The following is a 20,422-nucleotide window of genomic DNA, read 5'->3' as shown; positions in this document are numbered from 1 at the left end:
CCACCGCCCCACTTAAGGTCACCAGATGGACATGCAATCCCGAATTCGCCGGCTGTTTCAGGCCAGCATCGATACCAAGCAACAGGCAATGGACATCCTGGCACCGCACATCGAGCAGGCTAGCCTGGTCATGGTCAATGCGCTGCTCAACGAGGGCAAGATGCTCGCCTGTGGCAACGGCGGCTCGGCCGGCGATGCCCAGCACTTTTCTTCAGAGCTGCTCAACCGCTTCGAGCGCGAGCGCCCGAGCCTGCCGGCCATCGCGCTGACCACCGACAGCTCGACCCTGACCTCTATCGCCAACGACTACAGCTACAACGAAGTCTTTTCCAAGCAGATCCGCGCCCTGGGCCAGCCCGGCGACGTTCTGCTGGCGATCTCCACCAGCGGCAACTCGGCCAACGTCATTCAAGCGATCCAGGCCGCACATGACCGCGAAATGATTGTCGTAGCATTGACTGGTCGCGACGGCGGCGGCATGGCTTCGCTGCTGCTGCCCGAGGACGTGGAAATCCGCGTTCCTTCGACGGTTACCGCGCGCATCCAGGAAGTCCACCTGCTGGCGATCCACTGCCTGTGCGATCTGATCGACAGCCAACTGTTCGGGAGTGAAGAATGACCCCTATGCGCCTCGGCCTGATGGCCCTGACCCTGTGCCTGAGCGTCACCGGTTGCAGCTCGGTACTCACCTCTACCCGCAATTCGCCGATCGAGGACGATCGCGGTACGCGCACCATTGGCAGCAAGATCGACGACTCGCTGATCGAGACCAAGGCCGCCGTGAACATCTCCAAGGCCAACCCAGACCTGGACAAGGGCTCGCACATCGTTGTCAGCAGCTACAACGGCATTGTCCTGCTGGCCGGCCAGACCCCACGCGCCGACCTCAAGAGCCTGGCCGAGCAAACCGCCAGCCAGGTACAACGGGTCAAGAAAGTGCACAACGAGCTGCAGGTGATGCAGCCCTCCTCCATCCTGGCGCGCAACAACGACGCCTGGCTGACCACCAAGATCAAGACCCAGATGCTGACCGACAATGCGGTGCCAAGCTCGCGCATCAAGGTGATCACCGAAAACGGCATCGTCTACCTGCTTGGCCTGGTCACCCAGCAAGAGGCCAACTCGGCCACTGCCGTGGTGCAAGGCGTGTCGGGCGTGCAAAAGATCGTCAAGCTGTTCGAGTACATCGACTGACTCTCCGGCCTCTTCGCGGCTAAAGCCGCTCCTACAGGGGTACGCTACACCCTGTAGGAGCGGCTTTAGCCGCGAAGAGGCCGGCGCAGACAACACCCTCAAGAAACCCAGGAAACACCGCATGAAAAAGCTTCTGCTGCCCGCCCTGCTGATCGGCACCTTCGCCACCCTGGCCGGCTGCTCCACCCCAAGCCTGATCACCCTCAACGATGGCCGTGAAATTCAGGCTGTCGATGCACCAAAGTTCGACCGCGACGCCGGCTTCTACGAGTTCCAACAGCTCGACGGCAAGCGCACCCGCATCAACAAGGACCAGGTACGCACCATCAGCGACCTGTAACCCAGATTGGCGGTAAAGAAAAAGGCGATCCGGTTGGATCGCCTTTTTTGTTACTTGACCACTTTCAGGCTTGGCCGACCAGTCGGACGCGGCGGCTGGCCACCGCCCTCTGGCGGGCCATCGTCATCCGGCTGTACATCATCGTCTTCAAGGTCGTCGCCATCCATCAACGGGGACTCCAGCTCGAAGACCATACCCTGGCCATTTTCGCGAGCATAAATGCCCAGGATGGCGCCAACCGGCACGTACAACGAATGAGGCACGCCACCGAAGCGGCCATCGAAACTGACCGCTTCGTTGTCCATCTTCAGGCTCCGCACGGCACTTGGCGAGATATTCAAGACGATCTGGCCATCACTGGCGAAACCATCCGGCACCTGAACTTTCGGGAATTCGGCATTGACCAGCATATGGGGCGTGCAATCGTTGTCGACGATCCACTCGTACAGTGCTCGAACCAGATAGGGGCGACTGGAGTTCATCAACGGCTCCTTAAAGCTTGCGCATTTCACGTTCTACGGAGGACAGGCTCGCCTGGAAAGACTCGCGGGCGAACTGGCGCTCCATGTAATCAAGCAGCGGCTTGGCTTGCCGCGGCAACTCGATACCCAACACCGGCAGACGCCAGAGTATGGGCAATAGACAGCAATCGACCAGGCTTTGCTCATCACTCATGAAGCAGGCGAACTCGCTGAACAACGGCGAGACCCCGGTCAGGCTTTCACGCAAGGCCTTACGCGCATCGGCTCGGACAGCCTCTTTGCTGCGCGGGTCGAGGACGGTATCGGCCAGGGCACACCAGTCGCGCTGGATGCGGTGAATCAGCAAACGGCTGTTGCCGCGCGCAACCGGGTAGACCGGCATCAGCGGCGGGTGCGGGTAACGCTCTTCGAGGTATTCCATCACCACGGTCGACTCATACAACGCCAGGTCTCGGTCGACCAAAGTCGGCACGCTGCCGTAAGGGTTGACCTCGACCAGCTTGGGCGGCAGGCGAGCAGGGTCGACATCGATGACCTGCACGCTCACACCCTTCTCGGCCAGCACCAGGCGAACCCGATGAGAATAGTGATCAGCGGGATCGGAATAGCAGGCTAACCTGTTGGTTGCGCCCATGTAGCGGCTCCTCGCACGGGATGCTTGTGACACTGTAAATGAAAACGCGCCCGGGGCACCCTGGCAGTATTGCCAGGGCGCCACGGGCGCGTTCAACAACCAGAAACTACTGCGTGATCAGTGCACGTCCTTCCAGTATTCACGCTTGAGCAAGTAGGCGAATACGAAGAAGAAAGCCAGGTACAGCAACACGTAGGTACCGATGCGCTGGCTTTCCAGTTTGACCGGGTTGGCCGAATAGGCCAGGAAGGTCACCAGGTTCTTGACCTTCTCGTCGAACTGCTCAGTGGTCAGGGTACCGGATTTCGGCGTAATGGTCAGCTGGTCACAGGCTTCATGGGTTATCGGGCTGCCGGTCAACGGGTCGAATTGCTTCTTGCCATCGGTCACGGTCTGCACCTGCTTGCAGCCGATCACCTGGTTACCCTGCAGGCCAACCAACACGTTCGGCATGCCGACGTTCGGGAACACCTTGTTGTTCACCCCGTAAGGCCGCGACGGGTCCTCGTAGAAGCTGCGCAGATAGGTGTACAGCCAGTCGGTACCGCGCACCCGAGCCACCAGGGTCAGGTCGGGTGGCGCAGCGCCGAACCAAGTCTTGGCGTCGCTGGGCTTCATGCCGATCTGCATGTGGTCACCGATCTTGGCACCGGTGAACACCAGCTTCTCGAGCATCAGCTCGTGCGGAATGCCCAGGTCATCGGCCACTCGCTCGTAACGCTGGAACTTGGCACTGTGGCAACCCATGCAATAGTTGGCGAAGGTACGCGCACCGTCCTGCATGGCGGCCTTGTCGGTCAGGTCGATATCGGCCTTGTCCAGCTCCAGGCCGTGTTCGGCAGCGAAGGAAAAGGCAGGCATCACTGCCAGCAAAAATACTGCAATCAACTTTTTCATCAGCCAGTCACCCTTTCCGGAACCGGTTTGGTCTTCTCGAGCCTTGTGTAGAACGGCATCAGCAGGAAGTAGGCGAAGTACAGCACCGTGCATACCTGCGACAACAAGGTACGCCCAGGTGTCGGCGCCAGTACGCCCAGCACGCCGAGGATGACGAAGGCCACGCAGAACACCAGCAGGAAGACCTTGCTGATCCAGCCCTTGTAACGCATGGAACGCACCGGGCTACGGTCGAGCCAGGGCAGTACGAACAGCACGGCGATGGCCGCACCCATGGCAATGACACCCATCAGCTTGTCGGGCACCGCACGCAGGATCGCGTAGAAGGGTGTGAAGTACCACACCGGAGCGATGTGCTCAGGGGTCTTGAACGCGTTGGCCTGCTCGAAGTTCGGTTTTTCCAGGAAGTAACCGCCCATTTCCGGGAAGAAGAACACCACGGCGCAGAACACGAACAGGAACACCACCACCCCGACAATGTCTTTGACGGTGTAGTACGGGTGGAACGGAATGCCGTCCAGCGGAATGCCGTTTTCGTCCTTTTTCTTCTTGATGTCCACGCCATCAGGGTTGTTCGAACCCACTTCGTGCAGCGCAAGGATATGCAGCACCACCAGGCCGAGAATCACGATTGGCAGGGCAACCACGTGCAGGGCGAAGAAGCGGTTCAGGGTGATGCCCGAGATCAGGTAGTCACCACGGATCCACTGGGTGAGGTCGTCACCGATCACCGGGATGGCACCGAACAGCGAAATGATCACCTGGGCGCCCCAGTAAGACATCTGCCCCCACGGCAACAGGTAGCCCATGAACGCTTCAGCCATCAGCGCCAGGTAGATCAGCATGCCGAACAACCAGACCAGTTCGCGTGGCTTCTGGTAGGAGCCGTAGAGCAGGCCGCGGAACATGTGCAGGTAGACCACGATGAAGAACGCAGACGCACCGGTAGAGTGCAGGTAGCGCAGAATCCAGCCGTACTCCACATCACGCATGATGTACTCGACCGAGGCGAACGCCTCTTCCGCCGAGGGCGTGAAGCTCATGGTCAGCCACACGCCGGTAACGATCTGATTCACCAATACCAGCAATGCCAAGGAGCCGAAGAAATACAGGAAGTTGAAGTTCTTGGGCGCGTAATACTTGCTCAGGTGGTCTTCCCACATCTTGGTGGCGGGGAAGCGAGCATCAATCCAGTCCATGAACTTGCTCATCATGCGTTCTCCTGGTCGACGCCAATGACGATGATCTCGTCCGACTCGTAAGAGTGCGGTGGCACGGGCAGGTTGAGAGGCGCCGGCTGCGACTTGTAGACACGGCCAGCCAGGTCATAGTGGGAGCCGTGGCATGGGCAGAAGTAGCCACCTACCCATTTCGGGCCAAGGTCGGCGGGCGCGACTTCCGGGCGGAAGGTGGGCGAGCAACCCAGGTGCGTGCAGAGGCCCACGAGAATGAGGATTTCCGGCTTGATCGAGCGAACCTCGGGGTCGACGTAAGCCGGCTGGACCGAGGCCTTGGACTCTGGATCAGACAGATCGCCGGTGATTTTTTTCAGGTTACCGAGAATCTCCTCCGTTCGGCGCACGATGAATACGGGCTGGCCACGCCACTCGGCCACCATCTGCTGCCCGGCCTCGACCTTGGCAATATTGACCTTCACCGGTGCACCCGCGGCTTTCGCCTTGGCACTGGGAAACCATGACCCCACGAACGGTACCGCAGCCCCCACTGCTCCCGCTGCCCCGACCACGGATGTCGCGGCTACGAGGAAGCGGCGCCGGCCTGCGTTGACGCCGTCATTGCTCATTCAGTCCTCTCCCATCAGCTTGCTTGGCCTGTTGAACCAGGCTTGTACTTAGGTTGTGTCAATGGCACTAAAAATTGGCCGCCATGGTAAGAAACAAATCCACACACTGACAAGGTGATTACCCCGGCAAGGGTGACAACCCGCGCTTTGCTTGATCTGTGTCTATGCGACAAGCGGCCACTGACATGCTGACAGGTTAGTTCAAGCCAAAAAAAAAGCCCGGTTCCAAGGAACCGGGCTTTTTTCGACTGCCGAAGCGGTATTAACGCTTGGAGTACTGAGGACGCTTACGCGCTTTACGCAGACCCACTTTCTTACGCTCAACTTCACGAGCGTCGCGGGTGACGTAGCCAGCACGACGCAGAGCGCCACGCAGGGTTTCGTCGTATTCCATCAGAGCGCGGGTGATACCGTGACGGATCGCACCGGCTTGACCGCTGACACCACCACCGGAAACGGTGACGTAGATGTCGAACTTCTCAACGGTTTCGGTCAGCTCGAGTGGCTGGCGAACAACCATGCGAGCGGTTTCGCGACCGAAGAACACGTCCAGAGAACGGTTGTTGATGGAAATGTTACCAGTACCCGGACGCAGGAATACGCGAGCGGTTGCGGTCTTGCGACGGCCAGTGCCGTAATTTTGAGTCGCCGACATAATGAACTATCCCGTTAGATCTTCAGTTCTTGAGGCTGCTGAGCAGTGTGTGGGTGAGCAGCACCCGCGTACACTTTCAGCTTGCGGTACATGTCGCGACCCAGCGGGTTCTTAGGCAGCATGCCTTTGACCGCGGTTTCGATAACACGCTCAGGGGCCTTGGCGATCAACTTCTCGAAGTTGATTTCCTTGATACCGCCCGGGAAGCCGGAGTGGGAGTAGTACATTTTGTCGGAAGACTTGGCACCAGTCACACGAACCTGCTCGGCGTTGATAACGACGATGTAGTCGCCGGTGTCAACGTGAGGGGTGTATTCTGGTTTGTGTTTGCCACGCAGACGGGTAGCGATTTCGGTAGCCAGACGACCCAGGGTCTGGCCAGCGGCGTCGACTACGAACCACTCGCGCTTTACTGTTTCCGGTTTAGCAGTAAAAGTTTTCATTCTCTAAAGCCTCAGAGGCCGCCCAGCGAAAAATAGACGGCGAATCTTACTGGATAGTGCACAGCTTGCCAAGGGCAAGCGCGCAGCCGAACACAGACGCTTTTGGGGGCTCGGGTCGGGCACGCCAATGTTCGACGGGGTTCTTCCTGCGTGATGGTGCATCACTTCCGCCACGCGGAGAGGGGCTGAATTATCCAGATTGCGAGAAAAATTTCAACCTGCTTTGATAGGCTTCTATTGCCAAGGAGTGTCTAACCGATGGAATACCGTCAGCTCGGCCGTACCGACCTCAACGTCAGCGCCCTGTGCCTGGGCACCATGACCTGGGGCGAGCAGAACGTTGAAGCCGAGGCCTTCGAACAGATTGCCCGGGCCAAGAAAGCCGGGGTCAACTTCATCGACACCGCCGAAATGTACCCGGTGCCACCCCGCCCGGAAACCTACGCTGCCACCGAACGCATCATCGGCAACTGGTTCCGGGCCAACGGCGATCGCGATGACTGGGTCCTGGCCAGCAAGGTCGCAGGCCCCGGCAACGGGATCAGCCACATCCGCGACGGCCAGCTCAAGCACAACCGCCAGCACATCGTCGCGGCGCTGGACGAAAGCCTCAAGCGCCTGCAAACCGACCGTATCGACCTGTATCAGTTGCACTGGCCGGAGCGCAGCACCAACTTCTTCGGCAAGCTGGGCTACCAGCACCTGCCACAGGACCATTTCACCCCGCTGGAAGAAACCCTCGAAGTACTCGACGAGCAGGTGCACGCGGGCAAGATCCGCCACATTGGCCTGTCCAACGAAACGCCGTGGGGCACCATGAAGTTCCTGCAGTTGGCCGAAAGCCGTGGCTGGCCGCGGGCGGTGTCGATCCAGAACCCGTATAACCTGCTCAACCGCAGCTTCGAGGTAGGCCTGGCGGAAGTGGCCATCCGCGAGCAGTGCGGCCTGCTGGCCTATTCGCCGCTGGCCTTCGGCATGCTCTCGGGCAAGTACGAGAACGGCGCACGGCCGGGCAACGCACGCCTGACCCTGTTCAGCCGCTTTGCCCGTTATTCCAACCCGCAGACCGTGGCAGCCTGCAGCCGCTATGTGCAACTGGCCCGCGAGCACGGCCTGGACCCGGCGCAGATGGCCCTGGCGTTCGTCACCCGACAGCCGTTCGTGACCAGCAACATCATCGGTGCCACCAGCCTGCAACAGCTGGACAGCAACCTGGCGAGCCTTGAGCTGAACCTGAGCGATGAGTTGCTGGCGGCGATTGAAGCCATCCACCAGGAGCAGCCTAACCCGGCACCTTGAGCTGCAAAGCAGCCCCGCTGTTACATGGGGTAGACACAATCGCCAAAAAATAAGACGATCCAGCCGGTGATTGACCACTCTACCCTATAAGAACAATGACAATGATGTTTACCCAACCCTCCGCGTCGCTGCGGCGCGTCAGCATCCTGGCCATTGACAAGGTGTTTGCTTCGACCTTGATGCAGGCCAAGGACTTCTTCCACCTCGCCAGCCTGCGCTACAGCAAGCAGCTGGGCCTGGGTTTGCAGCCCATGTTCGAAATCCGCCTGGTGAGCCCCGACGGCCAACCTGTGGACAGCTTCAGCAATGTGCAGCTACCGGTCGATGGCGGCCTGGACGACGCCGATGTGATCATTCTCCCGGCCTACTGGGATGACTTCGACAACCTCCTGCAACGTTACCCGCAGGTGCTGCCGTGGCTGCGTGAGCAGCACGCGCGTGGCGCGGTGCTGTGCGCCGAGGCCAGTGGCGTGTTCTGGCTGGCCGAGTCGGGCCTGCTCGACGGCAAGGAGGCCACCACCTACTGGCGCTTCTTCAGCAGCTTTGCCGAACGCTTCCCGAAGATCCGCCTGAACCAGGACAAGCACCTGACCGATGCCGACAATATCTATTGCGCCGGCGGTGCAACTTCAGCCTGCGACCTGTACATCTACCTGATCGAGCGCTTCTGCGGTGCCAATGTGGCCCGTGCGGTGTCACGCGACATTCTTTACGAAGTGCAACGCAACTACACCCCGGGGCGCATGGGCTTTGGCGGGCAAAAACTGCACCAGGACCTGATCATCCTGCAGATTCAGCACTGGCTGGAAGAGCACTTCGCCGACAAGTTCCGCTTCGAAGATGTGGCCCGCAACCACGGCATGAGCATCCGCAACTTCATGCGCCGGTTCCAGGGCGCAACGGGTGACAAGCCGCTGCACTACCTGCAACGGCTACGCATCGAGACAGCCAAGGGGTTGTTGTCGAGCACGCGCAAGAGCATCAAGACCATCAGCTACGAGGTCGGTTATGACGATGCCAGTTTCTTCGCGCGGCTGTTTCGCCAGCACACCGAGCTGTCACCAAACCAGTATCGGCAGCAGTTCATGCAAGAGGCTTGAGGCCAATGGGGCCGCTTTGCGGCCCCCAAATTTATGGCTTGTGCGCGCGCGACAGGAATTCGTGCGACTGCATCTCCAGCAACCGGCTCAGGGTACGCTGGAACTCGAAGCTCAGGCGCCCACCGGTATACAGGTCCTTTAGTTCCACCTCGGCCGAGATGATCAACTTGACGTTGCGGTCGTAGAACTCGTCCACCATGTTGATGAAGCGACGGGCGATGTCGTCGGTGGTAACGCCCATCTGCTCCACGTTGCTGAGCAACACGGCGTGGAAGATCTTGCCCAGTTCGATGTAGTCGTTCTGGCTGCGCGGCCCGTCGCACAGGGCGCGGAAGTCGAACCAGGCGACGTCGTCGCACGTACGCAGGGCATTGATCGGGCGGTTCTCGATCATCAGCACGTCGTTCTCGACCGCCTGGGTGCACTCAGGGGTCAGCGCCTTGAAGCTGGCACGCATGCTCTGATGCGCCGCATCATTGAGCGGGAAGTGGAACAGTTCGGCCTGTTCCAGATGACGCAGGCGGTAGTCGACGCCGCTATCCACGTTCACCACGTCGGTGTACTGCTTGATCATGGCGATGGCCGGCAGGAAGCGCGCACGTTGCAGGCCGTCTTTGTACAAGCCGTCCGGCACGATGTTGGAGGTGGCCACCAGCGATACGCCGTTCTTGAACAGTTCTTCCATCAGGGTGCCGAGGATCATGGCATCGGTAATGTCCGACACGAAGAATTCGTCGAAGCAGATGACCTTGGCTTCTTCGCTGAAGCGCTTGGCGATGATGGTCAGCGGGTTCTTCTCGCCCTTGAGGGTTTTCATTTCCTCGTGCACGCGCTTCATGAAGCGGTGGAAGTGCGTGCGCATCTTCTGCTTGAACGGCAGCGCTTCATAGAATGTATCGACCAGGTAGGTCTTGCCTCGCCCTACCCCACCCCAGAAGTACAGGCCCTTGACCGGGGTCTGCTCCTTCTTGCCGAACAACTTGCCGAACATGCCTGGCTTATTGTTCTGCGCCTGCACCAGGTCGTCGTACAGGCGCTGCAGGTGACGCACCGCAGTTTCCTGCGCCGCGTCATGGAAGAAGTCGGGACGTTTCAGATCTGCTTGATAGCGTTCTAAGGGAGTCATGATTCGTTAGCGAGGCAACAAAAAACGGGCCGTCACTGTAGCGACAGGCCCGCTTAATGGCAATCAGACTTGCGTCAATATGCCTCAGTCGTGCTGTGGTGCCAGGGCATCACGCAGGCTTTGAATGGCCACATCACGGGCTTCGGTGCTGTCAAACTGCGGCCCGTCGGCAACCTGCTCGCCATTCAGCCACAGGCCGAAGCTCAGGCCTTCAACCCGTACATCGGCCTCGCCACCCTGTTGCAGCTGCTTGCTCACGGCGCCGGCGCTCTTGCCGTCGGCAAAGCTGCGCGACAGCAGCAGTTGCTCGCCGTCAGCGGCCAGCAGGCGGAAGCGGAAGCTGCCATCTTCGTCACGGAAGCTGACAAAGCGCGCACTCTTGGCGGCTTTTTTCTTCACTTCGGCAGTGGCCTGCACGCCAGTACGGAACGAACGCAGGCCAACGGCTTCGCGCAGTTGCTCGAGGAACGGCGTGGCAATCTTGCGGGCCTTGGCGGCGCCGGCCAGCAGGATGTCTTCCAGGTCCGCCGGGCGGGCGATCAACTGGTGGTAGTACTCGCGTTTTTCGGCCAGTTGGCCATCCAGCAACTGGAACAGGCGCTGCTTGGCATCGCCCCAGCCCAGACCCTGCAGCAGCTCTTCACGGAAGCCGGCGCATTGCTCCGGCGTCGAGAAAGCCTGGTACAGGGTGAACAGGTGCGAGTTGTCCGGGTCTTTCGCTTCGCCTGGCGCGCGCGAGTCGGTGACGATGCGCGAAATGGCGTCCTTCATGTCCTTGGCGCTGGTGAACAACGGGATGGTGTTGTCATAGCTCTTGGACATCTTGCGCCCATCCAGGCCGGGCAGCGTGGCCACGCTTTCTTCGATCACCGCTTCTGGCAGGGCGAAGAAGTCCTGGCCCTGACCGAACAGGTGGTTGAAGCGTTGGCCGATGTCGCGGGCCATTTCCACGTGCTGGATCTGGTCACGGCCAACCGGCACCTTGTTGGCGTTGAACATCAGGATGTCGGCAGCCATCAGCACCGGGTAGCTGAACAGGCCCATGCTCACGCCGGCGTCCGGGTCTTCGCCGCTCTCGACGTTCTTGTCCACCGAGGCCTTGTAGGCATGGGCACGGTTCAGCAGGCCCTTGGCGGCAACGCAGGTCAGCAGCCAGGTCAGCTCGGGGATTTCCGGGATATCGGACTGGCGGTAGAAGGTCACCTTGTCTGGGTCCAGGCCACCGGCCAACCAAGTGGCGGCGATTTCCAGACGCGAACGTTGAATGCGCTGCGGGTCGTCGCACTTGATCAGGGCGTGGTAGTCGGCCAGGAAGTAGAACGAGTCGACACCGGGCTGCTGGCTGGCACGGATCGCCGGGCGGATGGCGCCGGCGTAGTTGCCCAGGTGCGGTGTGCCGGTGGTGGTGATACCGGTAAGAATGCGCGTGGTCATGGGTGTTCGCTTATTCAGGCTTGGCTCAGTTCGAAAGGCGCGGCAGCAGCAGATCCTTCAGATCGGTCAGCTTGCCATGGAAGAAGTGTCCGCATTCTGCCACTTTCAGCAGCTCATGGGGGCGCGACAAGCTGTCGGACCACTCGTAAACCAGCTGCGGCGCGACGACTTCGTCGGCGTCCGGTTGCACCACGGTGATCGGGCAACGCTGCGGCACCGGGAACTCGGTGGTCAGGCGCATGACGGCGGGGGCGATCATGAACAGATGCTGCAACTGCGTGCCTGCAGCTTCCAGGCGCCCAGCCAGGCTGGTGGCCACGAAACCACCGAACGAGAAGCCCATCAGCACAAGTGGCAGCTCGGGGTGTTTGGCACGCAGCCAGGCGGCAGCGGCCTCGGCATCGGCCACTTCGCCAGCGCCCATGTCATGGCTACCGGCGCTCTGGCCAACACCACGGTAGTTGAAACGCAGGGTCACATAGCCGGCATCACGTGCGGTGCGCTGCAGGGTCGAGACCACCTTGTTGAGCATGGTGCCGCCCTGGACCGGGTTGGGGTGGCAGATCAGCACCGCGCCACGGGCGTCGGCCACGTCCAGGTACAAGGCTTCCAGCTGGCCGCTGGGGCCATCGATGAACAAGGGGGTTTCGCGGACAAGCAAGGCACTACTCCGTGACCTCGGGAAGGGTCGATTCGTCTAGGTGAGGAATTCTGTTCTGATTTGCGATCGCTCGCGGTATACAGCGCAGGTCTGAGCCGTTAACGTAAAGCAAAGCCGTTTATAGAGGAAGGACTCGTGGAACTCTCGCTCCTTGTTTGGTTGTTGCCAACCCTGGCCCTGGTCATCGGTGTGGCGGTCGGTTTCATCGTTGCCCGCCTGCTGCCCAATGCGGCGCCGAGCAACACCCAGCGCCAACTGGATGATATCCAGAAGCGTTTCGACAGCTACCAGAACGAAGTGGTCACCCACTTCAACAGCACCGCCATGCTGGTCAAGAAACTGACCCAGAGCTACCAGGACGTACAGGATCACCTGGCCGAAGGCGCCAACAGCCTGGCCCTCGACGACGTCACCCGCCAGCGCCTGCTGGCTGCGCTGCATTCCGAAGCGCCGCAAGGCCCGCGTGACCGCCTGACCCCGCCGAAGGACACCGCCGAAGTGCCACGCGACTATGCGCCAAAAGCGCCGAACTCGCCGGGCATGCTCGACGAGAGCTACGGGCTCAAGCGCTGATCGGCTGAACATGAAAAAGGCCTCGCAAGAGGCCTTTTTTGTGGGCTGGTACAGGCTGCCTATTTGCAAGCCTGCAATGCCTGCTCGACATCCGCCAGCAGGTCTTCCACATCCTCCAGCCCCACCGACAACCGCACCAATCCTTCCGATATGCCGTGATGCGCCCGCTCCTGCGGCGTGTAACTGGAATGCGTCATGCTCGCCGGATGCTGCGCCAGCGATTCGGCATCACCCAAGCTCACCGCCCGTGCAAACAGCTGCAGCGCATTCATGAAGCGCCGCCCGGCGTCGATCCCCCCCTTGAGCTCGAAGGCAATCATCCCACCCGGCAAGCGCATCTGCCGCTGCGCCAGTTCGTATTGGGCGAACGACGGCAAACCTGGGTAGTGAATAAGTTCCACCTGCGGCTGCCGCGCGAGGAACTGCGCCACCTGCAAGGCGTTGGCGCAATGGCGGTCCATGCGCAGGGCCAAGGTCTTGATACCGCGCATCAGCAGCGACGCGTCATGCGGCGACAGCACCGCCCCGGTCATGTCCTTCAGCCCCTCCAGGCGAATGCGGTCGACCAGCGCCTTACGCCCCACCACCAGGCCCGCCGTGATATCACCATGGCCACTGAGGTACTTGGTCGCCGAATGCACCACCAGGTCCGCCCCAAGCTCCAGCGGCCGCTGCAGGTACGGCGTGCAATAGGTGTTGTCGACCACCACAAGTACATCACGCCCTCGTACTGCCTCGACGACCGCCGCTATATCCACCAGTTGCATGTTGGGGTTGGCCGGCGTTTCGAAGTAGATCATCCGTGTTTTGCTGTTGATCGCCGCTTTCAGGGCCTTGGCATCATTGAGGTCGACATGGTGGATCTTTACCCCGAACTCGCCAATGCCGTGATGCAGGAAAGCGAACGTGCAGCCATACAAAGTACGCCCGACAATCAGTTCATCGCCAGGCCGCAGCAAGGTCCAGATGGTCGAAGTGATCGCGCCCATCCCCGACGCCAGCGCCAGCCCCGCCTCACCGCCCTCCAACGAAGCCATGCGTTGCTCGAGCAAGGCCAGGGTGGGGTTGGAGATGCGGCTGTAAAAGTGGCCCGCCTCCTCCCCGGCGAAGCAGGCTGCGCCGTACTCAACGGTGGGAAAGGCATAGGTAGCGGTCTGGTACACCGGTGGCACCAGGGCACCACCGTGGGAAAGCGGGTCGTAGCCATGGTGAATGGCCCGTGTGGAAAAACCGGTGTTGTTATGGGAGTCGCGCATGGCAACAGCCTCTTGTGGTTTGTTATAAGCTTATGCCACCGGGCTGCCCGATTTTTTCCAAATTGGCCCACGCATACGCGTGCTTGCTGGAACGAAAACAATAATCAACGGACCAGGAGGGCAAAATATGCCTTCAAGCCTCGATCGCACCGACCGCGCCCTGCTGGCTGCGTTGCAGGACAACGCCCGCCTCACCATCGCCGAGCTCGCCGACCAGGTGGCGCTGACCACCTCGCCCTGCTGGCGACGGGTCAAGCTGCTGGAAGACAACGGCTACATCACCGGCTACCAGGCCATCCTCTCGCCCAAGTCGCTGGGGTTTGGCGTGACGGCGTTCGTCAGCATCATGATGGACTCGCACACCAAGGACATGGCGCTGGCGTTCGAGCAGCGACTGATGGAAATTCCCGAGATCGTCGCCTGCCACAACATCTCAGGGCGCTATGACTTTTTGCTGGAAATTCTGGCGCGGGACCTGGAGTCGTTTGGCGAATTCACCCGGGAAGTGCTGCAACGGCTGCCGGGGGTGAAGGAGATCTATTCGAGTTTTTCCTACAAGGCGGTGAAGGAGAAAAGGGTAATACCTGTGTCGGAAAAACACATCTAAGACAGATCTTCCCAATCAGCAGGAACGTTCCTACTGACACGCAGTCCGTCTCTGACATACATAAAACTCGTCTCCGGGCACACTTTCCATGCCTCTTATTCCAGGGACGACTCCATGGCCAGCCATCTTCCAGAGTTCATCATCCAGAAACTCGCAGGTCGAACATTCCACAGCTTCGACCATTTTTCCCAGTCCTTCTGGCTGGCGATCGCAGAGGACCCAATCTACAGCCAGCAATTCATCCCCGCCCAGCTCAACCGCCTCAAGAAAGGCTGGCCCCCTCGCGCGCCATTCCATGAGACGGCAAAGGGGCTGCGCTCCTATCAGCTATGCCACCTGAACCCGCCCGAGTGGGGTGGGCTGATGTACGACGCTGAAAACCTGCGAATCATGAGCGCGATGCAGTACACGCTTTCATCGGAGGCGCCCTGGTGATAAGCCTGAAGCAGGACCTGGCAGACTATTCATACAGTGAGTTCCGCTCGATAGTAGACGCGCTAATTCAGGCGACAGGCTCCCGGGAATGGCAGGAAAGACTGCTGGAGCATTTTATCGAGCTGGTTGCGCACCCCGATGGTTCTGACCTGATCTATTACACCGGGGATAAACCGGAAGACTGCACTGGGCAGGTAATGACTCGCATCGTGGCATGGAGAGCGTCGAAGGGCCTTTCAGTGTTCAGGGACTGACAGCGGGCGCAGCATTGGGTGATGATCGCCTCACAAGCCGGTATTGCACACAAAAAACCCCGCCGAAGCGGGGTTTTCCTTGCAGCCTAGCGCTTAGATCGCGCCACGCTGACGCAGCACGTCCAGCACCAGCTTCACACCTTCGTCCACGCTGGTGGACTGGGTGTCGATCACAAGGTCAGCATCCAGCGGCACATCGAACGGGAAGCTTTCGCCCGGGATGTTGTCGCCGCCGGCGGCGTACAGGCCTTGCGGGTCACGCTCGCGGCAAGCCAGCGGCGAAGCCTGGACGTAAACAGTCACCAGGCGGTCCTTGCCGATCAGCGCCTTGGCCTGTTCGCGGCCTTCGGCATCCGGGGCCACGAACGCAGCCAGGGTCAGCAGGCCGGCCTCGTTGAACTGGCGCGCCACATGGGCGGCGCGGCGCCAGTTTTCGGTGCGACCGGCGCGGTCTTGCGGCAGGCCCTTGTTCAGGTCGTGGCGCAGGTTCTGGCCGTCGAGCACGTACACCGCACGGCCCATGTCGAACAGCTTGCGCTCCACGGCATAGGCCAGGGTGCTCTTGCCAGCGCCGGACAGGCCGCTGAACAGCACGGTGGCTGGCTGCTGGCCGAAGCGCAGGGCGCGCTCTTCGGTCGACACGTGGGCCTGCTTGCCATGCTGGCCGGTGCTGCCGTGTGGCAGAACGGGCGGAGCGATGATCATGCCGGCGCCAACGGTGCCGTTGGTCAGGCGGTCGATGACAATGAACGCACCGGTGGTGCGGTTGCTGTCGTAGCCGTCCAGGGCGATCGAGGCGTCCAGTGCAACCTTCACGCGGCCGATCTCGTTCAGCTGCAGTGCGCTGGCAGCGCCCTGCTCCAGGGTGTTCACATCGACCTTGTGGGTGATGCTGGCAATCGAGCCCGGCACATAGCTGGTGGCGCGCTTGATGTCGTACTTCTTGCCCGGGAGCATCGGCTCTTCGGCCATCCACACCAGCATGGCGTCGAACTGGTCGGTCACCGGCGGTACGTTGTCGGCATGTACCAGCAGGTCGCCACGGGAGATGTCGATCTCGTCTTCCATGGTCAGGGTCACTGCCTGGCCTGGGCCGGCGTTTTCCAGCTCACCTTCGTAGGTGACAATGGACTTGACGCGGCTGCTCTTGCCCGACGGCAGCACGACGATTTCGTCGCCCTTGTGCACCACGCCGCTGGCGATGGTGCCGGCGAAGCCACGGAAGTTCAGGTTCGGGCGGTTCACGTACTGCACCGGGAAACGCAGGTCGGTGAAGTTGCGGTCGGCCGACACTTCGACGGTTTCGAGGATTTCCATCAGCGTCGGACCGGCATACCACGGCGAACGCTCGCTGTGGTTGACCACGTTGTCACCCTTGAGCGCCGACATCGGCACGAAGTGCAGGCTGCTCGGGGTCAGGTTGATGGCTTCGGCGAACTGCAGGTAGTCGGCCTTGATCGACTCGAAGACGTCTTGGTCGAAGCCCTTGAGGTCCATCTTGTTGACCGCGACCACGATGTGCTTGATGCCCAGCAACGAGGCGATGTAGCTGTGGCGGCGGGTCTGGGTCTGCACGCCGTAGCGGGCATCGACCAGGATGATCGCCAGGTCGCAGGTGGATGCACCGGTGGCCATGTTGCGGGTGTACTGCTCGTGGCCCGGGGTGTCGGCAATGATGAACTTGCGCTTGGCGGTGGAGAAGTAGCGGTAGGCAACATCGATGGTGATGCCCTGCTCACGCTCGGCCTGCAGGCCGTCTACCAGCAGTGCCAGGTCGACTTCTTCGCCGGTGGTACCGACTTTTTTCGAATCACGGGTGATGGCCTCGAGGTGGTCCTCGTAGATCATCTTCGAATCGTGCAGCAGGCGCCCGATCAGGGTGCTCTTGCCGTCATCCACGTTGCCGCAGGTGAGGAAACGCAGCAGTTCTTTGCGCTCGTGCTGAGCCAGATAAGCGAGGATGTCTTCGCTGATCAAATCGGATTGGTGCGACATGGAGTAACCCTGAAAATTAGAAGTAGCCCTGACGTTTTTTGTCTTCCATGGAACCGGCGCCATCGTGGTCGATGACTCGGCCCTGGCGCTCGGAAGTGCGCGTCAGGAGCATTTCCTGAATGATGTCGGTGAGCGTTTCGGCTTCCGACTCGACAGCGCCCGTCAGCGGGTAGCAGCCAAGGGTACGGAAACGCACCTTCTTCTTGACGATGCGGGCTTTCTCTTCCTCGGAGAGGTGCTCGAGAATGCGCTCGTCGTCGATCATGATCAGGGTGCCGTTCTTCTCGATGACTTCACGCTCGGCGGCGAAGTACAGCGGCACGATCGGGATGCCTTCGAGGTAGATGTACTGCCAGATGTCCAGCTCGGTCCAGTTCGACAGCGGGAAGACGCGGATCGACTCGCCCTTGTTGACCTTGCCGTTGTACACGTTCCACAGCTCTGGGCGCTGGTTTTTCGGGTCCCAACGGTGCTTGCTGTCACGGAACGAATACACGCGTTCCTTGGCCCGCGACTTCTCTTCGTCGCGGCGCGCGCCACCGAAAGCGGCGTCGAAACCATGCTTGTCCAACGCCTGCTTCAGGCCCTGGGTCTTCATGATGTCGGTGTGCTTGGAGCTGCCATGGGTGAACGGGTTGATGCCCTGCGCCACACCCTCGGGGTTGACGTGGGTGATCAGTTCCAGGCCCATTTCCTCGACCATCTTGTCGCGGAAGCTGTACATCTCCTGGAATTTCCACTGGGTGTCGACGTGCATCACCGGGAACGGCAGCTTGCCCGGGAAGAAGGCCTTGCGCGCCAGGTGCAGCATCACGGCGGAATCCTTGCCGATCGAGTACAGCATCACCGGGTTGTCGAACTCGGCGGCCACCTCGCGGATGATATGGATGCTTTCCGCCTCCAGCTGTTTCAAGTGCGTCAGTTTGTCGACCATGGCTACTCACGAAAAACGATCTTATGGACGGCCTGCGGGCCGTGTTCGAGCGAGCCACTTTATCACAGCGGCTGCTTCTATTTAGGCGGCGGGCTAGATCGAAAAGGTCTAACGATATGACTGGGGGTTTGGCTGATATTGGGGCCGCGTTGCGGCCCTTTGGGAGCAGGCGAGCCCGCGCAGAGGGCAGCACTGATTTCAGATGGGGTTCGGGCAATCGATGAACAGGTGCTCCACGGCAAACCGCCGCGCCAGGTAATCGCCCAGCGCCTGCACGCCATAGCGCTCGGTGGCATGGTGCCCGGCCGCAATGAAGCTGACCCCATTCTCGCGGGCACTGTGGTAAGTCTGCTCCGACGCCTCGCCTGTGAGGTACAGGTCCACCCCGGCCGCAATCGCCGTGTCGATGTAACCCTGCCCGCCACCGGTGCACCAGCCGACCCGACGGATCATCTCGTCGCCTTCGACCAGCAACGGCTCACGCCCCAGCACGTCCTGCACCCGCCTTGCAAAATCACGCGCGGTCACGGGCTCGGCCAGCGAACCGACCAACCCGACCACTTTGGGGTTCTCCGGGTCCAGCGGCCCTTCGACGGTGATGTCCAGTTGCCGCGCCAGTTGCACGTTGTTACCTACCTCCGGGTGCACGTCCAGCGGCAGGTGAAACGCCAGCAGGCTGATATCGTTGTTCAGCAAGGTTTTCAGGCGACGCTGGCGAATACCGGTGATGCATGGGTTTTCACCTTTCCAGAAGTAACCATGGTGCACCAGCACCAGGTCGGCCCCGGCCTCGACCGCTGCGTCCAGTAACGCCTGGCTGGCGGTAACGCCACTGACGATGCGGCTGACCTGTGGCCGGCCTTCGACCTGCAGGCCATTGGGGCAATAATCCTGGATCTTCGCGCTACCCAGGTAACGCTCGGCTTCTTCGACCAGGGTGTTTAGAGCGACGGCCATGAAAATCTCCTCGAAAACTGCGCTTTTCCCAGGCACAACGCCTAGCGAACGCCCGTATAATGCCGGCCATTATGGGCCGTCGCCGGCACTGGGGGAACCGGTGTATCATCGCGCGCGCTCATGCCCCACTGCGCGGCCGCTGGCCCCCGCTCTTTCCAGGATTCGTTCATGTTCAAGGCTTTGCGTTACTTTGGCTGGCCCCTGCTTACCGGCGTACTGATCGCCATGCTGATCATCCAGCGTTTCCCGGAATGGGTCGGCCTGCCCAGCCAGGACGTCAACCTGCAGCAAGCACCGCAGACCACGCGGATCATGCAAGGCCCGGTGTCGTACGCCGACGCCGTGACATTGGCCGCCCCGGCTGTGGTCAACCTGTACACCACCAAGGTGGTGAACAAAAGCGCTCACCCGCTCTTCGAAGACCCGCAGTTCCGCCGCTTTTTCGGCGACAACCTGCCCAAGCAGCGCCGCTGGGAATCAAGCCTGGGCTCGGCGGTGATCATGAGCCCCGAGGGCTACCTGCTGACCAACAACCACGTCACCAGCGGCGCCGACCAGATCGTCGTTGCGCTGAAGGATGGCCGCGAAACCTTGGCCCGCGTGATCGGCAGCGACCCGGAAACCGACCTGGCGGTGCTCAAGATCGACCTGAAGAATCTGCCGGCAATCACCATCGGCCGTTCCGACAACATCCATATCGGCGACGTGTCGCTGGCCATCGGCAACCCGTTTGGCGTCGGCCAGACCGTGACCATGGGCATCATCAGCGCCACCGGCCGCAACCAGCTGGGCCTGAACAACTACGAAGACTTCATCCAGACCGACGCGGCGATCAACCCCGGCAATTCGGGTGGCGCGCTGGTGGATGCCAATGGCAACCTGGTCGGCATCAACACGGCAATCTTTTCCAAGTCCGGCGGCTCGCAAGGCATCGGTTTTGCCATCCCGGTAAAACTGGCACTGGAGGTGATGAAGTCGATCGTCGAGCATGGCCAGGTGATTCGTGGCTGGCTGGGTATCGAAGTGCAGCCGCTGAGCCAGGAGCTGGCCGAGTCGTTCGGCATGAAGGACCGCCCAGGCATCGTGGTGGCGGGTATCTTCCGCGAAGGGCCGGCGGCCAAGGCCGGGCTGCAGCTGGGTGACGTGATCCTGAGCATCAACGGCGAGCCGGCCGGTGACGGGCGCAAGTCGATGAACCAGGTGGCGCGGATCAAGCCCAATGAGAAGATCACCATCGAGGTGATGCGCAATGGGCAGCAATTGAAGCTGGTTGCCGAGGTGGGGCTGCGGCCGCCGCCGGCGCCGGCTGCCAACCCGGAAGAGAAATAAAAATGGGGCCGCT

At 60.8% G+C, this 20,422-nt stretch carries 24 protein-coding genes; 10 read left to right on the top strand and 14 right to left on the bottom strand.

The window, feature by feature from the left end:
* The first annotated feature begins 25 nt into the window (after positions 1 to 25).
* The 3 genes from Q9451_RS04145 to Q9451_RS04135 all read left to right on the top strand — a co-directional run bounded on the left by Q9451_RS04145 (position 26) and on the right by Q9451_RS04135 (position 1,534).
* Positions 26 to 619: a phosphoheptose isomerase gene (locus Q9451_RS04145; protein ID WP_012274070.1), complete on the top strand. Its 594-nt coding sequence runs from the start codon at positions 26 to 28 to the stop codon at positions 617 to 619.
* Positions 616 to 1,194 (top strand): BON domain-containing protein, encoded by a 579-nt coding sequence (locus tag Q9451_RS04140; protein ID WP_012274071.1) that lies wholly within the window; start codon positions 616 to 618, stop codon positions 1,192 to 1,194. The genes Q9451_RS04145 and Q9451_RS04140 overlap by 4 nt, the downstream gene beginning before the upstream one ends.
* A gap of 121 nt (positions 1,195 to 1,315) precedes the next feature.
* The gene (locus Q9451_RS04135) at positions 1,316 to 1,534 is read left to right on the top strand and encodes a YgdI/YgdR family lipoprotein (RefSeq protein ID WP_012274072.1); all 219 of its coding nucleotides are present in this window, start codon (positions 1,316 to 1,318) and stop codon (positions 1,532 to 1,534) included.
* 50 nt (positions 1,535 to 1,584) lie between these two features.
* On the opposite strand, the gene Q9451_RS04130 is transcribed toward Q9451_RS04135, so the two are convergent.
* The 7 genes from Q9451_RS04130 to rplM form a co-directional block, all read right to left on the bottom strand.
* Positions 1,585 to 2,016, bottom strand: a complete 432-nt coding sequence (locus Q9451_RS04130; protein ID WP_012274073.1) for a ClpXP protease specificity-enhancing factor — start codon at positions 2,014 to 2,016, stop codon at positions 1,585 to 1,587.
* Positions 2,017 to 2,026: 10 nt separating this feature from the next.
* On the bottom strand, positions 2,027 to 2,650 hold the full coding sequence (locus tag Q9451_RS04125; protein WP_012274074.1) for a glutathione S-transferase N-terminal domain-containing protein: 624 nt from the start codon (positions 2,648 to 2,650) through the stop codon (positions 2,027 to 2,029).
* A 117-nt stretch (positions 2,651 to 2,767) separates the two neighbouring features.
* The gene (locus Q9451_RS04120) at positions 2,768 to 3,547 is read right to left on the bottom strand and encodes a cytochrome c1 (protein WP_012274075.1); all 780 of its coding nucleotides are present in this window, start codon (positions 3,545 to 3,547) and stop codon (positions 2,768 to 2,770) included.
* Complete coding sequence (locus Q9451_RS04115; protein ID WP_003251825.1) at positions 3,547 to 4,758, bottom strand: cytochrome bc complex cytochrome b subunit; 1,212 nt, start codon at positions 4,756 to 4,758, stop codon at positions 3,547 to 3,549. Before Q9451_RS04115 ends, Q9451_RS04120 begins: the two co-directional genes overlap by 1 nt.
* Positions 4,758 to 5,351, bottom strand: a complete 594-nt coding sequence (gene petA, locus Q9451_RS04110; RefSeq protein ID WP_003251823.1) for a ubiquinol-cytochrome c reductase iron-sulfur subunit — start codon at positions 5,349 to 5,351, stop codon at positions 4,758 to 4,760. The genes Q9451_RS04115 and petA overlap by 1 nt, the downstream gene beginning before the upstream one ends.
* 262 nt (positions 5,352 to 5,613) lie before the next feature.
* Positions 5,614 to 6,006 (bottom strand): 30S ribosomal protein S9, encoded by a 393-nt coding sequence (rpsI, locus tag Q9451_RS04105; RefSeq protein WP_003260797.1) that lies wholly within the window; start codon positions 6,004 to 6,006, stop codon positions 5,614 to 5,616.
* 14 nt (positions 6,007 to 6,020) lie between these two features.
* The gene (gene rplM / locus Q9451_RS04100) at positions 6,021 to 6,449 is read right to left on the bottom strand and encodes a 50S ribosomal protein L13 (protein ID WP_003251819.1); all 429 of its coding nucleotides are present in this window, start codon (positions 6,447 to 6,449) and stop codon (positions 6,021 to 6,023) included.
* A 258-nt stretch (positions 6,450 to 6,707) separates the two neighbouring features.
* Between rplM and Q9451_RS04095 the strand changes: the two genes are divergently transcribed.
* Together Q9451_RS04095 and Q9451_RS04090 are read left to right on the top strand one after the other, a co-directional pair.
* Positions 6,708 to 7,748, top strand: coding sequence for an NADP(H)-dependent aldo-keto reductase (locus Q9451_RS04095; RefSeq protein WP_012274076.1), 1,041 nt, complete (start codon positions 6,708 to 6,710; stop codon positions 7,746 to 7,748).
* Positions 7,749 to 7,927: 179 nt separating this feature from the next.
* A complete protein-coding gene (locus Q9451_RS04090) occupies positions 7,928 to 8,848 on the top strand; it encodes a GlxA family transcriptional regulator (RefSeq protein WP_171577226.1) in 921 nt (306 codons plus the stop codon).
* A 31-nt stretch (positions 8,849 to 8,879) separates the two neighbouring features.
* Here Q9451_RS04090 and zapE read toward each other — a convergent pair whose 3' ends face one another.
* The 3 genes from zapE to Q9451_RS04075 all read right to left on the bottom strand — a co-directional run bounded on the left by zapE (position 8,880) and on the right by Q9451_RS04075 (position 12,069).
* A complete protein-coding gene (gene zapE / locus Q9451_RS04085; protein WP_012274078.1) occupies positions 8,880 to 9,974 on the bottom strand; it encodes a cell division protein ZapE in 1,095 nt (364 codons plus the stop codon).
* A gap of 84 nt (positions 9,975 to 10,058) precedes the next feature.
* Positions 10,059 to 11,408 carry a tryptophan--tRNA ligase gene (locus tag Q9451_RS04080; protein WP_012274079.1) on the bottom strand — a complete coding sequence of 450 codons (1,350 nt, stop codon included), beginning with the start codon at positions 11,406 to 11,408 and terminating at the stop codon, positions 10,059 to 10,061.
* A gap of 25 nt (positions 11,409 to 11,433) precedes the next feature.
* A complete protein-coding gene (locus Q9451_RS04075) occupies positions 11,434 to 12,069 on the bottom strand; it encodes an alpha/beta fold hydrolase (RefSeq protein WP_012274080.1) in 636 nt (211 codons plus the stop codon).
* Positions 12,070 to 12,204: 135 nt separating this feature from the next.
* On the opposite strand from Q9451_RS04075, the gene Q9451_RS04070 reads away from it, so the two are divergent.
* A complete protein-coding gene (locus tag Q9451_RS04070) occupies positions 12,205 to 12,642 on the top strand; it encodes a DUF1043 family protein (RefSeq protein ID WP_012274081.1) in 438 nt (145 codons plus the stop codon).
* A gap of 59 nt (positions 12,643 to 12,701) precedes the next feature.
* Here the strand turns inward: Q9451_RS04070 and Q9451_RS04065 are convergent, their stop codons facing one another.
* Positions 12,702 to 13,898 carry a methionine gamma-lyase gene (locus Q9451_RS04065; protein WP_012274082.1) on the bottom strand — a complete coding sequence of 399 codons (1,197 nt, stop codon included), beginning with the start codon at positions 13,896 to 13,898 and terminating at the stop codon, positions 12,702 to 12,704.
* Positions 13,899 to 14,025: 127 nt separating this feature from the next.
* Here Q9451_RS04065 and Q9451_RS04060 point away from each other — a divergent pair, with 127 nt between their 5' ends.
* The 3 genes from Q9451_RS04060 to Q9451_RS04050 all read left to right on the top strand — a co-directional run bounded on the left by Q9451_RS04060 (position 14,026) and on the right by Q9451_RS04050 (position 15,194).
* The gene (locus Q9451_RS04060; protein ID WP_012274083.1) at positions 14,026 to 14,505 is read left to right on the top strand and encodes an Lrp/AsnC family transcriptional regulator; all 480 of its coding nucleotides are present in this window, start codon (positions 14,026 to 14,028) and stop codon (positions 14,503 to 14,505) included.
* Between the two features lie 114 nt (positions 14,506 to 14,619).
* Entirely contained in the window at positions 14,620 to 14,940 is a 321-nt protein-coding gene (locus Q9451_RS04055) for an S-type Pyocin (protein WP_012274084.1), read from the top strand.
* Entirely contained in the window at positions 14,937 to 15,194 is a 258-nt protein-coding gene (locus Q9451_RS04050) for a bacteriocin immunity protein (RefSeq protein ID WP_012274085.1), read from the top strand. Before Q9451_RS04055 ends, Q9451_RS04050 begins: the two co-directional genes overlap by 4 nt.
* Before the next feature lie 93 nt (positions 15,195 to 15,287).
* Here Q9451_RS04050 and cysN read toward each other — a convergent pair whose 3' ends face one another.
* The 3 genes from cysN to Q9451_RS04035 all read right to left on the bottom strand — a co-directional run bounded on the left by cysN (position 15,288) and on the right by Q9451_RS04035 (position 19,080).
* Positions 15,288 to 17,189: a sulfate adenylyltransferase subunit CysN gene (gene cysN, locus Q9451_RS04045; RefSeq protein ID WP_012274086.1), complete on the bottom strand. Its 1,902-nt coding sequence runs from the start codon at positions 17,187 to 17,189 to the stop codon at positions 15,288 to 15,290.
* Between the two features lie 16 nt (positions 17,190 to 17,205).
* Positions 17,206 to 18,123: a sulfate adenylyltransferase subunit CysD gene (gene cysD / locus Q9451_RS04040; RefSeq protein ID WP_003251799.1), complete on the bottom strand. Its 918-nt coding sequence runs from the start codon at positions 18,121 to 18,123 to the stop codon at positions 17,206 to 17,208.
* A gap of 198 nt (positions 18,124 to 18,321) precedes the next feature.
* Positions 18,322 to 19,080 (bottom strand): Nif3-like dinuclear metal center hexameric protein, encoded by a 759-nt coding sequence (locus Q9451_RS04035; RefSeq protein ID WP_012274087.1) that lies wholly within the window; start codon positions 19,078 to 19,080, stop codon positions 18,322 to 18,324.
* Between the two features lie 168 nt (positions 19,081 to 19,248).
* Between Q9451_RS04035 and algW the strand changes: the two genes are divergently transcribed.
* Entirely contained in the window at positions 19,249 to 20,409 is a 1,161-nt protein-coding gene (gene algW / locus Q9451_RS04030; RefSeq protein ID WP_012274088.1) for a Do family serine endopeptidase AlgW, read from the top strand.
* The last annotated feature ends 13 nt before the right edge of the window (positions 20,410 to 20,422 follow it).

This window comes from Pseudomonas sp. NY8896 (genome assembly GCF_039634505.1).
Note: the sequence above shows the minus strand (reverse complement) of the source record. Positions and strands in the feature narration are given on the sequence as shown.

Excerpts from the sequence above, each read along its gene's own strand:
- Q9451_RS04055 (WP_012274084.1), top strand. The coding sequence starts at position 14,620 with ATGGCCAGCCATCTTCCAGAGTTCATCATCCAGAAACTCGCAGGTCGA.
- algW (WP_012274088.1), top strand. The coding sequence starts at position 19,249 with ATGTTCAAGGCTTTGCGTTACTTTGGCTGGCCCCTGCTTACCGGCGTA.
- Q9451_RS04135 (WP_012274072.1), top strand. The coding sequence starts at position 1,316 with ATGAAAAAGCTTCTGCTGCCCGCCCTGCTGATCGGCACCTTCGCCACC.
- Q9451_RS04060 (WP_012274083.1), top strand. The coding sequence starts at position 14,026 with ATGCCTTCAAGCCTCGATCGCACCGACCGCGCCCTGCTGGCTGCGTTG.
- petA (WP_003251823.1), bottom strand. The coding sequence starts at position 5,351 with ATGAGCAATGACGGCGTCAACGCAGGCCGGCGCCGCTTCCTCGTAGCC.
- Q9451_RS04080 (WP_012274079.1), bottom strand. The coding sequence starts at position 11,408 with ATGACCACGCGCATTCTTACCGGTATCACCACCACCGGCACACCGCAC.
- rpsI (WP_003260797.1), bottom strand. The coding sequence starts at position 6,006 with ATGTCGGCGACTCAAAATTACGGCACTGGCCGTCGCAAGACCGCAACC.
- Q9451_RS04145 (WP_012274070.1), top strand. The coding sequence starts at position 26 with ATGGACATGCAATCCCGAATTCGCCGGCTGTTTCAGGCCAGCATCGAT.
- zapE (WP_012274078.1), bottom strand. The coding sequence starts at position 9,974 with ATGACTCCCTTAGAACGCTATCAAGCAGATCTGAAACGTCCCGACTTC.
- Q9451_RS04140 (WP_012274071.1), top strand. The coding sequence starts at position 616 with ATGACCCCTATGCGCCTCGGCCTGATGGCCCTGACCCTGTGCCTGAGC.
- cysD (WP_003251799.1), bottom strand. The coding sequence starts at position 18,123 with ATGGTCGACAAACTGACGCACTTGAAACAGCTGGAGGCGGAAAGCATC.
- Q9451_RS04125 (WP_012274074.1), bottom strand. The coding sequence starts at position 2,650 with ATGGGCGCAACCAACAGGTTAGCCTGCTATTCCGATCCCGCTGATCAC.
- Q9451_RS04090 (WP_171577226.1), top strand. The coding sequence starts at position 7,928 with ATGCAGGCCAAGGACTTCTTCCACCTCGCCAGCCTGCGCTACAGCAAG.
- Q9451_RS04065 (WP_012274082.1), bottom strand. The coding sequence starts at position 13,898 with ATGCGCGACTCCCATAACAACACCGGTTTTTCCACACGGGCCATTCAC.
- Q9451_RS04035 (WP_012274087.1), bottom strand. The coding sequence starts at position 19,080 with ATGGCCGTCGCTCTAAACACCCTGGTCGAAGAAGCCGAGCGTTACCTG.
- rplM (WP_003251819.1), bottom strand. The coding sequence starts at position 6,449 with ATGAAAACTTTTACTGCTAAACCGGAAACAGTAAAGCGCGAGTGGTTC.
- Q9451_RS04120 (WP_012274075.1), bottom strand. The coding sequence starts at position 3,547 with ATGAAAAAGTTGATTGCAGTATTTTTGCTGGCAGTGATGCCTGCCTTT.
- cysN (WP_012274086.1), bottom strand. The coding sequence starts at position 17,189 with ATGTCGCACCAATCCGATTTGATCAGCGAAGACATCCTCGCTTATCTG.
- Q9451_RS04095 (WP_012274076.1), top strand. The coding sequence starts at position 6,708 with ATGGAATACCGTCAGCTCGGCCGTACCGACCTCAACGTCAGCGCCCTG.
- Q9451_RS04115 (WP_003251825.1), bottom strand. The coding sequence starts at position 4,758 with ATGAGCAAGTTCATGGACTGGATTGATGCTCGCTTCCCCGCCACCAAG.
- Q9451_RS04130 (WP_012274073.1), bottom strand. The coding sequence starts at position 2,016 with ATGAACTCCAGTCGCCCCTATCTGGTTCGAGCACTGTACGAGTGGATC.